Source organism: Flagellimonas marina, assembly GCF_042651185.1.
Taxonomy (GTDB): domain Bacteria; phylum Bacteroidota; class Bacteroidia; order Flavobacteriales; family Flavobacteriaceae; genus Flagellimonas; species Flagellimonas marina.
In genome coordinates, this window is the sequence record NZ_JBHSCL010000007.1 from 439,416 (window position 1) to 454,952 (window position 15,537).

12 protein-coding genes are annotated in these 15,537 nt (G+C 42.7%); 8 read left to right on the plus strand and 4 right to left on the minus strand.

From position 1 onward, the window contains the following. The first annotated feature begins 9 nt into the window (after nt 1–9). The 8 genes from ACFOWS_RS13185 (at nt 10) to ACFOWS_RS13220 (ending at nt 11,406) form a co-directional block, all read left to right on the plus strand. Entirely contained in the window at nt 10–3,750 is a 3,741-nt protein-coding gene (locus ACFOWS_RS13185; protein WP_379765267.1) for an efflux RND transporter permease subunit, read from the plus strand. Then, on the plus strand, nt 3,747–4,967 hold the full coding sequence (locus tag ACFOWS_RS13190) for a TolC family protein (RefSeq protein WP_379765270.1): 1,221 nt from the start codon (nt 3,747–3,749) through the stop codon (nt 4,965–4,967). Before ACFOWS_RS13185 ends, ACFOWS_RS13190 begins: the two co-directional genes overlap by 4 nt. Nucleotides 4,968–4,984: 17 nt before the next feature. Beyond that, nucleotides 4,985–5,323, plus strand: a complete 339-nt coding sequence (locus ACFOWS_RS13195) for a heavy metal-binding domain-containing protein (protein WP_379765273.1) — start codon at nt 4,985–4,987, stop codon at nt 5,321–5,323. Between the two features lie 44 nt (nt 5,324–5,367). Beyond that, the gene (locus ACFOWS_RS13200) at nt 5,368–5,898 is read left to right on the plus strand and encodes a helix-turn-helix domain-containing protein (RefSeq protein WP_379765276.1); all 531 of its coding nucleotides are present in this window, start codon (nt 5,368–5,370) and stop codon (nt 5,896–5,898) included. 67 nt (nt 5,899–5,965) lie between these two features. Next, nucleotides 5,966–8,467 carry a heavy metal translocating P-type ATPase gene (locus ACFOWS_RS13205; RefSeq protein ID WP_379765279.1) on the plus strand — a complete coding sequence of 834 codons (2,502 nt, stop codon included), beginning with the start codon at nt 5,966–5,968 and terminating at the stop codon, nt 8,465–8,467. Between the two features lie 7 nt (nt 8,468–8,474). Beyond that, complete coding sequence (locus tag ACFOWS_RS13210) at nt 8,475–9,188, plus strand: hypothetical protein (RefSeq protein ID WP_369884376.1); 714 nt, start codon at nt 8,475–8,477, stop codon at nt 9,186–9,188. A 12-nt stretch (nt 9,189–9,200) separates the two neighbouring features. Continuing rightward, on the plus strand, nt 9,201–9,683 hold the full coding sequence (locus ACFOWS_RS13215; protein WP_379765282.1) for a DUF305 domain-containing protein: 483 nt from the start codon (nt 9,201–9,203) through the stop codon (nt 9,681–9,683). A 4-nt stretch (nt 9,684–9,687) separates the two neighbouring features. Continuing rightward, on the plus strand, nt 9,688–11,406 hold the full coding sequence (locus ACFOWS_RS13220) for an efflux RND transporter periplasmic adaptor subunit (RefSeq protein ID WP_379765285.1): 1,719 nt from the start codon (nt 9,688–9,690) through the stop codon (nt 11,404–11,406). 1 nt (nt 11,407) lies between these two features. Here ACFOWS_RS13220 and ACFOWS_RS13225 read toward each other — a convergent pair whose 3' ends face one another. From ACFOWS_RS13225 to secG, 4 genes are all read right to left on the minus strand, one after another. Then, the gene (locus ACFOWS_RS13225; RefSeq protein WP_379765288.1) at nt 11,408–12,607 is read right to left on the minus strand and encodes a glycoside hydrolase family 18 protein; all 1,200 of its coding nucleotides are present in this window, start codon (nt 12,605–12,607) and stop codon (nt 11,408–11,410) included. Between the two features lie 393 nt (nt 12,608–13,000). After that, nucleotides 13,001–14,632 carry a chaperonin GroEL gene (gene groL / locus ACFOWS_RS13230; RefSeq protein WP_366587406.1) on the minus strand — a complete coding sequence of 544 codons (1,632 nt, stop codon included), beginning with the start codon at nt 14,630–14,632 and terminating at the stop codon, nt 13,001–13,003. 114 nt (nt 14,633–14,746) lie between these two features. Next, on the minus strand, nt 14,747–15,025 hold the full coding sequence (locus ACFOWS_RS13235; protein WP_036380142.1) for a co-chaperone GroES: 279 nt from the start codon (nt 15,023–15,025) through the stop codon (nt 14,747–14,749). A 141-nt stretch (nt 15,026–15,166) separates the two neighbouring features. Continuing rightward, on the minus strand, nt 15,167–15,532 hold the full coding sequence (gene secG, locus ACFOWS_RS13240; protein WP_366587408.1) for a preprotein translocase subunit SecG: 366 nt from the start codon (nt 15,530–15,532) through the stop codon (nt 15,167–15,169). Nucleotides 15,533–15,537 lie beyond the last annotated feature (5 nt).

Genomic DNA, 15,537 nt, shown 5'->3' on the forward strand with positions numbered 1-15,537 from the left:
CAAACCTTTATGCTGAACAAAAGCATTAAATTTTTAATAGATAACAAGTTGGTAGCTATACTGTTCCTGCTATTTTTTATGGCATGGGGCATTGTAAGCACACCTTTTAATTGGGATACGGGTGGTATTTTGCCAAGTAATCCAGTAGCTGTGGATGCCATTCCTGATATTGGAGAAAATCAACAGATTGTTTTTACCAAATGGCCCGGACGGTCCCCACAGGATATCGAAGATCAGATTACGTATCCATTAACCACCTCTTTGCTGGGCATTCCGGGGGTAAAGACCATCCGAAGTTCTTCCATGTTCGGGTTTTCCAGTATTTATATCATTTTCGAAGAGGATGTGGAATTCTACTGGAGTCGAAGTCGAATCTTGGAAAAGCTCAATTCCTTACCCAACAACTTACTACCTGATGGGGTAAACCCTGCTTTAGGACCTGATGCCACAGCTTTGGGACAGATTTTTTGGTACACTCTGGAAGGTCGGGATAAAGACGGAAATGTGACTGGTGGATGGGATTTGCAGGAGCTGCGTAGTGTACAGGATTACTATGTAAAATATGCCCTATCCTCGGCATCGGGCGTATCTGAAGTGGCCTCCATAGGTGGATTTGTGCAGGAATACCAAGTAGATGTGGATCCTGAACTCATGAAGCAGTACAGCGTGGGATTGGACCAAGTGGTGAAAGCGGTAAAGCAGAGCAATCGAGATATAGGGGCACAAACCCTTGAAATCAACAAAGCTGAGTATTTGGTGCGTGGTTTAGGATACATCAAATCTTTGGACGATATCAAAAATGCTGTAGTTGCATCAACCGATTACACCGCCATCAGAATTAAGGACGTGGCCCATGTGTCTTTAGGTCCCGCTGTCCGTCGTGGAATTTTGGACAAAGAAGGGGCTGAAGTGGTCGGTGGAGTGGTTGTGGCGAGATATGGTGCCAATCCGTTGGAAGTCATCAATAATGTAAAGGAAAAAATAAAGGAGTTGAGTGCTGGGCTTCCATCCAAACAATTAAAAGATGGAACCACTTCGCAATTGACCATCGTTCCCTTTTATGATAGAACGGAACTCATCCAAGAAACTTTAGGAACCTTAAATGAGGCGTTGACCCTGGAAATTCTCATCACCATTTTGGTGATTGTGGTCATGGTGTTCAATCTTAGAGCCTCTATTCTTATTTCGGGGCTGTTGCCAGTTGCCGTACTCATGGTGTTCATCTCCATGAAACTATTTGGTGTGGATGCCAACATCGTGGCACTTTCAGGTATCGCCATTGCCATTGGAACCATGGTCGATGTCGGGGTAATCCTCTCCGAGAACATCATCCGACACATGGATGAAAATGACCAAAATTTGTCCATTAATGAGGTAGTATATAATGCCACCGCTGAGGTTTCGGGCGCAATTTTAACTGCAGTGTTGACCACCATCATTAGTTTTATACCTGTGTTCACGATGGTAGGCGCTGAAGGAAAATTGTTCCGACCACTTGCTTTTACAAAAACCATGGCACTTACAGCATCCATAATTGTTGCCCTGTTTTTGATTCCTCCTTTTGCGGCCATTGTATTTAATAAGAAAAATAGACAACCCATTTTTACCTATGTTTGGAATGGCATTTTGATGGCATTGGGATTGGTGGCCATTGGTTTTGGCCATTGGTTGGGATTGGCCTTGATTGCTTTTGGCGTTTCCGGAATCTTAAAAGTACGCCAAACGCTAGACGGAAAACAAGTCAGTATGCTCAATGTGGGTATCTGCGTGGGCACCATTGCCTTCTTGTTGGCCACCTATTGGAGACCGCTTGGTTTTGACCGTAGCATTGCCATCAACCTGATTTTTGTAGGATTGATTTGTAGTGTTTTATTGGGAGGGTTTTATCTGTTCAGACAATACTACAGCCGCATTTTAACCTGGGCGTTGGAACATAAATTGATGTTTCTTTCCATTCCTACCATAATTGTAGTCTTCGGATTCATGATCATGCGGAATACAGGGCAGGAATTTATGCCATCGCTCAATGAAGGTTCATTTCTGCTGATGCCGACTTCCTTGCCGCATGCCGGAGTGGAGGAGAACAAAAGGGTGGTGCAACAATTGGATATGGCCGTGGCCACCATCCCTGAAATTCAAACTGTAGTGGGTAAGGCTGGAAGAACGGAATCCGCTTTGGACCCTGCTCCGCTTTCCATGTATGAGAACATCATTCAATATCGATCCGAGTACGAAAAAAATGAAATTGGAAGTCCACAACGGTTCAAGATCAATTCGGATGGTTATTTTGAATTACGCAATGGAAAAGTGCTGGCCAATCCAAATTTGGAAGTAACCAATGAACAAAATTATAAGGACAGCCATGTAAGCGAACCTTTGCGCATCGATAGAAATCTTTTGATTCCGGATAGTGACGGGGAATATTTCCGAAACTGGCGTCCCGAAATCGAAAGTCCAGATGACATCTGGAACGAAATCGTGAAGGTCACCAAACTGCCTGGGGTTACTTCAGCACCCAAACTGCAGCCTATCGAAACCCGACTGGTAATGCTTCAAACCGGGATGCGAGCACCGATGGGAATCAAAGTAAAAGGTCAGGATTTAAAGGAAATCGAAAACTTTGGCCTACAATTGGAACCTATTTTAAAAGAAGCAGCCGGGGTCAAGGATGAAGCTGTCTTTGCAGACCGAATAGTGGGAAAACCCTATCTCCTTATCGATATAGACCGTGAAAAATTGGTCCGTTATGGATTGGTCATTGAAGATGTACAGCAAGTATTGGAAGTAGCGATTGGAGGAATGTCGCTGAGCCAAACCGTGGAGGGCAGGGAACGTTATGGAATCCGAGTGCGCTATCCGAGGGAACTTCGGGAAAACCCCTCCGATTTGGAAAACATTTATGTTCCTGTACAAAAAGGAAGCCCTATTCCTTTGAGCGAGTTGGTGACTATCCGATATGAACAAGGACCTCAGGCCATTAAAAGTGAAGATACTTTTTTGGTGGGCTATGTACTTTTTGATAAGCTTGATGGCTATGCGGAAGTGGATGTGGTGGAAAATGCCCAAGCCAAGATTCAGGAAAAAATAGACAGTGGGGAATTGGTGGTGCCCAAAGGTATCAGCTACCGATTCACAGGTACGTATGAGAACCAGTTGCGGGCCAAAAAAACCTTATCCGTTGTGGTTCCACTGGCGTTATTGATTATCTTCTTGATTCTGTATTTTCAGTTTAGGTCAGTGGCCACATCCTTGATGGTATTTTCTGGTATTTTGGTGGCTTTTGCGGGAGGCTTTTTAATGATTTGGTTCTATGGTCAGGATTGGTTTCTCAACTTTAGTTTTATGGGAGAAAACCTCCGCGACCTTTTCCAAATGCACACCATTAACTTAAGTGTGGCGGTGTGGGTTGGGTTTATTGCCCTATTCGGAATTGCCACGGATGATGGGGTGGTGATGGCTACCTATCTCACCCAAACTTTTGACAAGAACAAACCGGACAACTTGAAACAAATCCGTGCTTCGGTGTTGGAAGCAGGTGAAAAACGAATTCGACCTTGTTTAATGACAACGGCGACCACCATTTTGGCGCTATTGCCCGTGCTTACCAGTACCGGAAAGGGGAGCGACATTATGATTCCGATGGCCATTCCAAGTTTTGGAGGCATGCTCATCGCTTTAATTACGCTTTTTGTTGTCCCGGTGCTATACAGTTGGAAAAGTGAATTGCAACTTAAAATGCAAAACCGATGAAAAAAAGTCTTTTATATATAGTTTTTGCACTCACATCTTTTGGAGTAAAAGCCCAATCGTTGGAGTTTTATTTACAAGAAGCTGAGCAGAACAGCCCCATGATTCAGGCTTTGGAGCTACGCTATAACATTGCAAAAGAAAAGGTGAGTGAAATGAACACCTTGCCAAACACAACTGTGGCTGCGGGATATTTTGTGAGTGAACCAGAGACCAGAACGGGAGCGCAGCGGGCCCGGTTTTCGGTATCTCAGATGTTGCCATGGTTCGGAACCATAACCGCAAGAGAGAATTATGCCAGTTCCATGGCAGAGACGGAGTATGCAGAAATTGTTATCGCCAAACGAAAATTGGCATTGTCATTGGCGCAATCCTACTACAATTTATACGGGATTGAGGCGAAACAAAAGGTACTTCAGGAAAATATTGAACTGCTCAAAACCTATGAAACACTGGCACTGACTTCGGTTGAGGTGGGAAAAGCTTCGGCGGTGGATATTTTGAAACTTCAAATTCGCCAAAATGAATTGCAACAACAAAAAGAAGTATTGGAACAATCCTACCTGGCGGAGCAGGCGGTTTTCAATAATTTGTTGAATCGTGATGAAAGCATCGCCGTGGAGGTTGTGGAGGAAATGGACATTCCAGAGGATGACCCTATGCTTAACAAATACAATTTAAGTTTAAATCCGGAATTGCTCAAATACGACCAGTTGTACGAATCGGTTGCACAATCCGAACTGCTCAACCAAAAGGAGAACGCGCCAAGCTTTGGGATTGGGATGGACTATATTCCGGTTTCGGAACGCACCGATATGATGATGAGCGATAATGGAAAGGATATTGTAATGCCCATGGTCACTTTTTCCATTCCTGTTTTCAATAACAAATTCAAGTCGGTCACCAAACAGAACGAGCTTCGACAAAAAGAGATTGAATTTCAAAAACAAGAGCGATTGAATGTTTTGGAGAATGCTTATGCCAATGCCATTTCGCAACGGAACCAAGCACGTATTGCCCATCAAACTCAAGCAAAGAACCTAAATCAGGCAAAGGATGCTGAAGAAATTCTGATTAAGAACTATGAGACTGGAACCATCGACTTCAACGATGTGTTGGATATTCAAGAATTACAATTAAAGTTTCAAACGAATCAAATACAATCAGTGCAGCTGTATTATTTACAATCTGCCATCATCAATTATTTAATTAACAAGTAAATTTAATTTTATCAAAAATGAGAGCAAAAATTAGAACAATTATCGGAATTGCATTTGCATCAGCCTTGGTACTTACGGTATCCTGCAAAGGAAAAATGGAGGAAGCCAAGGAGATATCCACAGAAGCGACCATGGAACATGAAGGTCATGATATGGATAAAATGGACCACGAGGGACATGACATGGACAACATGGAAACCGCAGATAAACGAGGCAAGGAGTACACCTCTAAATATGTTTGCCCAATGCACTGCGAAGGTAGTGGTAGCGACGAAGAAGGGAAATGTCCAGTTTGTGGCATGACCTACGTGTTGAACGAGGATTTTGAAATGGAAGAAGGTCACGACCAACACTAATTAAAAATTTATTTGTGCCGAAGATGCGTATTAAAGTCAAAAATATGGTTTGCGAAAGATGCAAAGGTGTTCTGAAAAACGAATTTCGGGATATGGGCATTGAAGTGGTGCAAATTGACTTGGGCGAAGTTGAATTTAAAGATTCGGCCATTGGCCAAATAGAGCGTATTCGGGAGATTTTGACCAAGAATGGTTTTGAATTGATTGAGGATGTGAATCAGACATACATCGTGGACATCAAAAAACACTTAATCAATGCATTGGAGAACCGTTCCGAACAAAATCTCTCGGAATATTTGGCCCAAAAACTGAACAGAGACTATTCGGCACTCAGTAAAATGTTCAGTGCCAAAGAAGGATTGACCATTGAAAAGTATTTTATTCTCCTCAAAATGGAGAAGGTAAAAGAAGAGGTTCAAATGGGAACCAAAACATTCTCAGAAATAGCCTACGATTTAAACTACAAGAGTAGTAGCCACTTGGCCAAACAGTTTAAATCAGTAACTGGGATGTCGATGAGTGAATATAAAAAGGTGCAGGAGTGGAACAGGAGGCCGTTGGACCAAATTGTATAAAAGAAACCCAGAATTGTAAAAAGCTTCCGACTGGTATTCAGCTAGTTTTGAATAAAAATCAAAAAAGATGAAACATACCTATCACATACATGGAATGAGCTGTAATGGTTGTAGAAACCATGTACAAGAAATCCTATCAAAAGTTGATGGGGTTACCGGGGTTGAAGTCAGTTTGGAGAAGGCTGAGGCCTTAATAGAGATGAGGGAACATATTCCTATTGAAACCTTCACGGAAGCACTAAAGAATGATGGAGGCGGATATACCATTCATTTGCACGGTCACCACCATCACCCACCCCAAAAAAAAGAAAAAAAAACTGTTTCAAACGGGAATGGCACCTTTTATTGCCCCATGCGATGCGAAGGGGACAAAACCTATGACGAACCAGGAGATTGCCCGGTATGTGGTATGGATTTGGTAGAGGAACAGAACACGGCTACAAGTTCCAAACAACAATGGACTTGCCCCATGCACCCCGAAGTGGTGGAGGATGGTCCCGGTTCTTGCCCCATTTGCGGAATGGACTTGGTTCCGATGAAGCCCGAAGCAAGTGCAGAGGAGAAAACCTATAAAAAATTACTTAAGAAGTTTTGGATAGCGGTGGGATTTACCCTCCCTATTTTCCTGATTGCTATGAGTGAGATGCTGCCCAACAATCCATTGTACAAACTAATGGCGCCGAGATATTGGAATTGGGTACAGTTTGGGTTATCAATTCCTGTAGTTTTTTACGCTACATGGATGTTTTTTGATAGAGCCTATCGAAGTATCAAGACATGGAACCTGAACATGTTCACCTTAATTGGAATCGGTGCCGGAGTGGCATTTGTGTTCAGTATACTTGGACTGTTGTTTCCCGGGTTTTTCCCAGACCAATTCAAGACCGAATCTGGGGCGGTTCATGTATATTTTGAAGCAGCAACTGTTATGCTTACGCTGGTGCTTTTAGGACAACTATTGGAAGCCAGAGCGCACAGCAAAACCAATAATGCTGTAAAGGAATTGTTGAAATTGGCTCCCAACAAAGCCATCAAAGTTGTGGATGGGGAAGAAGTTGAGGTCAGTATTGACGATATTGAAAAAGGGGACATCCTCCGGGTAAAACCGGGAGAAAAAATTCCTGTGGATGGCATCATCACTGAAGGGGAAACTTCTGTAGATGAATCCATGATCACCGGGGAACCCATTCCGGTAGAAAAAGGAGTGGATGACAAGGTCAGCAGTGGTACCATCAACGGGAATCAATCTTTTTTGATGAAAGCTGAAAAAGTGGGTAGCGATACCCTTTTGTCACAAATCATCGATATGGTGAACCAAGCCAGTCGAAGCCGGGCACCCATTCAGAATTTGGCAGATAAGGTATCCGCCTATTTTGTGCCCGCGGTGGTCATTATCTCCATAATCACATTTGCGGTTTGGGCCATTTGGGGGCCGCAGCCTGCCTATGTTTACGCTTTGATCAATGCCATTGCAGTTTTAATTATTGCGTGTCCCTGTGCATTGGGGCTCGCGACGCCGATGTCGGTGATGGTCGGGGTGGGTAAAGGTGCCCAAAATGGGGTGCTCATTAAAAATGCGGAAGCCTTGGAAAAAATGGCTGATGTGGATACTTTGATTATCGACAAAACGGGAACCATTACCGAAGGTAAACCAACATTTGACCATTTGGAGGCCTTTTCTGATGACTATTCAGATAGAGATTTGTTGCAATACGTTGTCTCCGTAAATGCGAATAGCGAACACCCTTTGGCACAGGCTACGGTAAATTATGGTAAGGAAAAAGATGTCAAGATTCTAAAAACGGAGTCCTTCAATGCCGTCACAGGAATGGGGGTTGAAGGGAAGATCAAAGACGCTAAAATCCATTTGGGAAACCTCAAGTTGATGGAGAAAGCTGAGGTGGAAATTTCCGAAGACATGAAGAAAAAGGTCAAAAAAGCACAAGAAAAAGGGAAAACCGTTTCTTATTTGGCCATAGATGGAAAGTGTCATGGCTATGTGGCCATTGGCGACAAAATAAAGGAAACCAGTGCTAAAGCTATTAAGAATATTAAGGATAAGGGTATTTCTGTGATCATGCTCACCGGAGATAATGCCAACACGGCCAAAGCGGTGGCTAGCGAATTACACTTAAATGATTTTAAGGCCGAAACCTTGCCCGAAGATAAAATGAAAGAAGTGGAGCGCTTGCAAAACGAAGGAAAGGTGGTTGCTATGGCCGGTGATGGTATAAATGATGCCCCAGCATTGGCAAAAAGTGATTTGGGCATTGCCATGGGTACTGGAACGGATGTGGCTATAGAAAGTGCCATGATCACTTTGGTAAAAGGCGACCTGCATGGCATTGTAAAAGCACGGAACCTTAGTAAGGCCGTCATGAAAAACATTAAACAAAACCTATTTTTTGCATTGATCTATAACACCATCGGTGTGCCGGTTGCGGCAGGGGTGCTCTATCCCTTCTTTGGGATTTTGCTTTCACCTATGATTGCTGCCTTGGCTATGAGCTTTAGCTCCGTATCGGTGATAGCCAATGCATTACGACTACGAACTAAATCAATCGACTAAAACTAAAATGGTAAAACGAACAACAGCGGTTAAGATTAGAAAGGCCCACCGATATTTGGGGCTCTTTTTAGGGATTCAATTCATCATGTGGACGGCCAGTGGTCTTTATTTCAGTTGGACTGATATTGATGAAATTCATGGAGATCATTTCAGAAATATGGATTATGAGCCTGCAGCTTTTGATGGTCTCATTGGACTTTCGCAAATCAATCTACCCGCTAAAATAAGTTCGTTGCGCCTAAAGGACATAGGAGGAAAACCATACTATTGGATCAATAATGCATATTTGGTCGATGCTAGGGACGGAAGTCTGAAAAAAGGTATTTCGGAACAGGAAGCACTGGCAGTTGCCCAGAAACAAATGTCACCTGAGTTAAAAGTGAAGAATGTTGAGGTGATTCAAGAAACGGACAAGCACCACGAGTATCGGGAACGGAAATTGCCCGCTTATGTGATTTCGTATGATTCCCCAGAGGAAATTAAGGCTTATGTCTCTGTGGAGGATGGTTCTTTTCAGGCCGTTCGGCACAGGAACTGGCGCTGGTTCGATTTTTTGTGGATGACCCATACGATGGATTATGAAAGTAGGGATAATTTCAATACCACCGTCCTTCGAGCCTTCTCCCTGATGGGGTTGATAACCGTTTTGAGCGGGTTCCTGCTATGGTTTATCAGCTCGCCTACAGTTCGAAAAGTAAAAAAGGGAAACAATAAGCACTAAAATTTTAATACCATGGAAAAATCAAAACGCTCAAACAAGGGAAATTACAAAACCTTTTTTATTATGCTGGCTTGCTCTTTCGTGGCAATGTACATCACAATGTATCTCAACACCTATGAGTTTGACCATGTATGGTTCAGTTTAACGCGATTCTATATGGTCTGTTTGGGAATAGCAGCAATGGCAGTCATAATGTGGTTCTTTATGCGCAAAATGTACACCGACAAGAAAAAGAATATGGCCATATTGCTAGGTAGTTTGGTCTTGTTTCTTGGCTCCCTATTTCTTGTGCGCGACCAAAAATCTACGGTAGGCGATGTGCTATGGATGAAGGCGATGATACCTCACCATTCCATTGCCATATTGACAAGTGAACGTGCAGACATCAAAGACCCAGAGGTAAAGAAACTGGCAGAGGAAATCATTGAGGCTCAGCGAAGGGAAATTACTGAAATGGAAAAAATGATTGAACGATTGCAGAACGAAAAAAAATAGTGTCATGAAAAAGAAAAACATCATATACATTGGGGTTGCTGTAGCAATTGGATTGTTAATAGGGTACTTTATATTTGGTGGCAATTCCGAAACCACCATAACGGATGAACATGACCATGGCACCGAAGCAGCATCGGGCCAAATGTGGACCTGTTCCATGCACCCACAGATTATGCAGCTAGAACCTGGGTCTTGCCCAATCTGCGGTATGGATTTAATTCCAGCTGATGCAGCAGGCGAAGGACTGTCGCATTCGCAAATTAGCATGACGACAAATGCCATGACCTTGGCGGGTGTGGAGACAGTGACAGTTGGTAAAGGAGGAGTCAGTAGTGGTCACGTAAAACTTTCTGGGAAAGTAGCGGTCAACCAAGAATCTGATGCCGTACAATCTGCATATTTTAATGGTAGAATAGAACGTTTGAACATCAATTATGAGGGTGAAGAGGTTAAAAGAGGACAACAATTGGCCACTATTTATTCCCCTGAATTGGTATCGGCCCAACAAGAATTGTTGACCGCAGGTAAATTAAAAGAATCCCAACCTCAGTTGTACAATGCTGTTCGAAACAAATTGAAATTATGGAAGTTGTCAGAGAGCCAAATCAATCAAATTGAGACCTCAGGGAAGGTGGTTGAAAATTTTCCGGTGTATGCCAATGTTTCGGGGGTGGTTTCTTCCATCATGGTGGAGGAAGGCGATTATGTAAAAACCGGTTCACCTTTGGTGAAAGTGGCCAATTTGAATTCAGTTTGGGCCATTTTTGATGCTTATGAAAATCAGTTGGCGCTGTTTAAAAAAGGTCAAACTCTGGAAGTATCTACCAAGTCATATCCCAATGAAATATTTCAGGCGACCATTTCCTTTATAGATCCCTTGCTCAACAATTCTAGCCGAACGTTGGAAGTCCGGGCAGAATTGGATAACAAAAAAGGATTGTTGAAACCGGGAATGTTTGTTGTTGGTGAAATAAAAGCAGCAGAAACTATGACAATGGATGTGGTCACCGTTCCTGAAAGTGCCGTGTTATGGACTGGGGAACGTTCGGTGGTTTATGTGCAACCAAACCCAGGGGAATCCGTTTTTGAAATGCGGGAAGTAGTCTTGGGAAATTTGAGTAATGGAAGCTACCCAGTGGTTTCAGGTATTGAAGCTGGAGAAGAAGTTGTGGCAAAGGGCACCTTTACCGTGGATGCAGCCGCTCAATTACAAGGCAAAAAATCCATGATGAACAAAAGTGGTGGTGCAACCATGACAGGTCACGAGGGCCATGGAATGAAAATGGATTTTTCCAATGCCTTTGAAACTGGATTCAATGAGGTGTTGAACTCTTACTTAAAGCTGAAGAATGCATTGGTGGATTCTGATATGGATGGAGCAAAAAAATGGGCAAGTGAGACATTACAAAAAGTGCAAAACCTAAAATCAATGGAGATGGATAAAATGGGCATGACTCATGTGGAAAAAATTGAAGAATACCTTTCTAATATCTCTGAAAAAAGCTCCATTGAGTCCCAACGAAAAGATTTTGTACTGTTGTCGGAGAACATGATTCTAATTGGAAACCAATTGAAGGGGCTGGACCAAAAACTGTATTTACAGCATTGCCCCATGGCGGACAATAACAAGGGAGCCAATTGGATAAGTGCCGAAAAGGAAATCAGAAACCCCTATTATGGAGAGGCTATGCTAACCTGTGGCAGTGTAGTCCATACGTGGTAATTTAGTCCTTGCTGGCGGCATCATGCATAGCTTTTAAAAGACTACTCGGTTCTTTAGTGTCATTGCCCAATTGCCAAAACATGATGCCACCCAATTTCTTTTTCAGGGCGTATTCGGTTTTCAGACGAACGGAAACTGTATCGTCATAGCTGATAAAAATGCTGTCTTTGGCATTATAGAGATAGGGCGCTTTAGCAATGGAATCCCAATAACGTTTAAAATTGGGGTCTTTTTCAAACTCAGTTCGGATATTGTAGTAGGCCGCCCATCCAATATGCGGACCTGAGTTGGATTGGTAAAGTCCATTGTTTTTGGGAGGAACACCTTTCCAAGCCCTTCCATAAAAAGCGGAACCAATGACCATTTGTTCGGGTTTTACCCCTTGCTCCAGACAGTATTCCACTATTTTTTCAGCTGACCTGGGTCCATAATCCCGGTCATCCCCACGTTCTTTTTTCCATTCATTGATGAATTCTGCTGCTGGAGTACCCTCAAGGTCTTTTTCCCTGATATATCCCAGAGGCGTATGATGTCCGGTATAGGGAGAATTGCCTCCAACTTGATCGTAGGTCATGATGTTCATATAATCTACAAAACCCATCACCTTTTCCAACTCAATATTCTCATAGTAAGGTTTCCAGCCTGCAGAAGCAAAAGTCAAGGTCTGTTTGCGTTCCAGTGCATCCAAAGCTTCACGTAATTCCTTCATCAATAGCGTGAAGTTTTGCTTGTCTTCAGGTCGAGCGCCAGTACCTGCTGCAGGTATGGCTGGATATTCCCAATCAATGTCAATTCCATCCAAATCGTATTTTTGATTGAACTCCACTACACTTTCTACAAACTTCTTTCGATTCTCAGCGGTATGGGACATGTCGGAAAACCCATCGGCACCCCATCCGCCGCAGGCAATCATTACCTTAAGATTCGGATGGTTTTTTCGCTGTTCCACCAATTGTTCTAGTTTTTTGCCGTCTTCCGCATTCCTGAACTGCATTTTTCCATCGATGACATGGGTAAATGAAAAAATGATATGTGTCAATTGATGCAACGGAAGGTTTTCGGGATGATAGTCCTTTTCAGGCACATAATAGGCCATTACGGCCACTGAGGGTTCATCGGAATTGGGTTGATTTTTAAAAACGGCAAATGCCGTAATCAATCCGAAAAGAAGTAGAAGTGAGATGGAGCGCAGCTGTTTCATTTTGTGTGATTTAGATTTTTAGAAAGTACTCCAAAAGAGATTGAATATCGAAAGTTTTAGACCAAGAACAGCTTGATCAATACGGACAACAATTTTGAGGATAAAAGTATGCCGTTTGTTTTTAGTTAATATTTAGCCAAATAAAATCTACGAATTCAAATCTGAAATACATTTACTTCAGTTTTAAATTTATTTGACTCATGAAACAAGCGAAGTCAACTGGAAAGTCATCTCCTGCAAAAGCTGTAAAGCCTGCTGCAAAGAAGACTACCCAAGCTACTGGTAAGAAGAAGTAACTTGGTTTTTGGGTTCTCCGGAATCCTACAACGAGATAAAAAGAAAACGCCCCGATGAAAATCGGGGCGTTCCTATTTTTAATCCGAATGGGATGTCTTACATCATGCCTGGCATTCCACCGCCACCCATTGGAGGTCCGGCTGGAGTATCTTCTTTGATGTCAGTCAATGCACATTCAGTTGTCAAGATCATACCTGCTACTGAAGCGGCATTTTCCAAAGCAATTCGGGTTACTTTCTTAGGGTCTATGATACCCGCCTGAAGCATGTCAACATACTTGTCAGATTTGGCATCATATCCGTAATCTTTTTTGCCTTCAAGTACTTTAGCAATTACTACGGAGCCTTCACCGCCAGCGTTTTCAACGATGGTACGCAATGGAGACTCAATGGCCTTGGCCACGATTTGTACACCTGTGGTTTCATCCAAAGAATCGGTAGTCAATTTTTCAAGCACTTTTTTGGCACGTACCAACGCTACACCACCACCGGCAACAATACCTTCTTCCACAGCGGCACGAGTAGCATGCAAGGCATCATCAACACGATCTTTTTTCTCCTTCATCTCAACTTCTGAAGCAGCACCTACATATAAAACGGCAACTCCACCAGCCAATTTGGCCAAACGTTCTTGCAATTTTTCCTTGTCATAATCAGAAGTAGTGGTCTCAATCTGAGATTTGATTTGGTTTACTCTTGCTTTAATGTCAGAGGGTTTACCAGAACCGTTCACAATTGTAGTGTTGTCCTTGTCGATGGTTACGGTCTCAGCAGTACCCAACATATCCAAAGAAGCATTTTCCAAAGAGAAACCTCTTTCTTCGGAAATTACAGTTCCACCGGTTAGGATAGCAATATCTTCCAACATGGCTTTTCTTCTGTCGCCAAATCCAGGTGCTTTAACAGCAGCAATTTTAAGACCACCTCTCAATTTGTTCACGACCAAAGTGGCCAAAGCTTGACCTTCAACATCTTCGGCAATAATCAAAAGGGGTCTTCCAGATTGTGCAACGGGCTCAAGGATGGGAAGAATCTCTTGTAGATTGGAAATTTTCTTATCGAACAATAGGATATAAGGATTCTCCAAATCGGCCACCATTTTGTCGGTATCGGTTACGAAGTAAGGAGAAAGGTAACCTCTATCAAACTGCATACCTTCTACTACATCAACATAGGTATCCGTACCTTTGGCTTCCTCAACAGTGATTACACCTTCTTTACCAACTTTATCAAATGCTTTGGCGATAAGGTCACCAATAGTCTCATCATTATTTGAAGAGATTGAGGCAACTTGCTTGATTTTGTCTGAATCGTTGCCCACTTTCTTGGCTTGCTTTTCCAAGTCAGCTACCAAAGCCTCAACCGCTTTGTCTATACCTCTTTTCAGGTCCATTGGGTTGGCCCCAGCAGCAACGTTTTTAAGCCCTTCTTTTACAATGGCTTGTGCCAATACGGTTGCAGTGGTAGTACCGTCACCAGCTTGATCATTGGTTCTGGAAGCAACTTCCTTCACCATTTGTGCCCCCATGTCCTCTAGGGGATCCTCCAATTCAATTTCTTTTGCTACAGAAACACCATCCTTGGTTACTTGTGGTGCACCGAATGATTTACTGATAATCACGTTTCTTCCCTTGGGTCCCAAGGTTACCTTTACAGCTTCGGCCAATTTGTCAACACCTCTTTTAAGGCCGTCACGTGCATCTATCTCAAACTTAATATCTTTTGCCATTTTTAAATTTTTTAGTTGAAAAAATTAATTTCCAAAATTCAATTCCCAAACTCCATTTTGGAAGGTTGATAGGGATTGGTTTGGATTTTGATTATTGGTTTTTGGAATTTTCCGCTATACTATTGCCAAAATATCGCTCTCGCGCATCATCAAATAGTCCGTACCATCCAATTTAAGTTCGGTACCGGCATATTTTCCATATAATACGGTATCACCTACTTTAACGGTGACCTTTTCATCTTTGGTTCCGGGTCCAACAGCAACTACGTTGCCTTTTTGTGGTTTTTCCTTTGCGTTGTCCGGGATGATGATACCGGAGGCAGTTTTGGTCTCGGCCTGTAGTGGCTCGATCAGTACTCGGTCTGCCAATGGTTTGATATTAACTTTAGCCATATTTTTAATTATTTAGGTATTTGTTTTAAAAATTCTCGAACATTGGGGCAGAAATTGTGCCAATGCCCAAAAACTGACATTATGGAAAACAAAAATGCCAGCTTGTCACTCAAGCTGGCATTTTTGTATGCGTTGTCACTATCAATTGATGGTGTCCGTTGGATCGGAACTGCCAGTAGGAAGTTGTTCAGGGACTTCCTCGGGCACTGTTTCTGGAATAGTGGCCTCCGTATCATCGCCCTGCAACAATTTTGAATCTGCTTGGCTGTAGCTTCCCTTTAGGGAAACGTTGGACAAAAGAATCAATACTATTAATAATGTGGCAAGGGTCCAAGTACTTTTATCCAAAAAGTCACCGGTTTTCTTCACACCTCCCACAACTTGATTTCCACCGCCTCCAAAAGACGAGGACAATCCACCACCTTTAGGATTTTGGACCATAATGACCAAGACCAACAAAAGGCACACGATAATGATCAAAATCAAAAAAATTGTAAACGTGCTCATTTTTT

Coding starts and splice junctions, on each gene's coding strand:
- ACFOWS_RS13185 (WP_379765267.1), top strand. CDS start 10: ATGCTGAACAAAAGCATTAAATTTTTAATAGATAACAAGTTGGTAGCT.
- ACFOWS_RS13190 (WP_379765270.1), top strand. CDS start 3,747: ATGAAAAAAAGTCTTTTATATATAGTTTTTGCACTCACATCTTTTGGA.
- ACFOWS_RS13195 (WP_379765273.1), top strand. CDS start 4,985: ATGAGAGCAAAAATTAGAACAATTATCGGAATTGCATTTGCATCAGCC.
- ACFOWS_RS13200 (WP_379765276.1), top strand. CDS start 5,368: ATGGTTTGCGAAAGATGCAAAGGTGTTCTGAAAAACGAATTTCGGGAT.
- ACFOWS_RS13205 (WP_379765279.1), top strand. CDS start 5,966: ATGAAACATACCTATCACATACATGGAATGAGCTGTAATGGTTGTAGA.
- ACFOWS_RS13210 (WP_369884376.1), top strand. CDS start 8,475: ATGGTAAAACGAACAACAGCGGTTAAGATTAGAAAGGCCCACCGATAT.
- ACFOWS_RS13215 (WP_379765282.1), top strand. CDS start 9,201: ATGGAAAAATCAAAACGCTCAAACAAGGGAAATTACAAAACCTTTTTT.
- ACFOWS_RS13220 (WP_379765285.1), top strand. CDS start 9,688: ATGAAAAAGAAAAACATCATATACATTGGGGTTGCTGTAGCAATTGGA.
- ACFOWS_RS13225 (WP_379765288.1), bottom strand. CDS start 12,607: ATGAAACAGCTGCGCTCCATCTCACTTCTACTTCTTTTCGGATTGATT.
- groL (WP_366587406.1), bottom strand. CDS start 14,632: ATGGCAAAAGATATTAAGTTTGAGATAGATGCACGTGACGGCCTTAAA.
- ACFOWS_RS13235 (WP_036380142.1), bottom strand. CDS start 15,025: ATGGCTAAAGTTAATATCAAACCATTGGCAGACCGAGTACTGATCGAG.
- secG (WP_366587408.1), bottom strand. CDS start 15,532: ATGAGCACGTTTACAATTTTTTTGATTTTGATCATTATCGTGTGCCTT.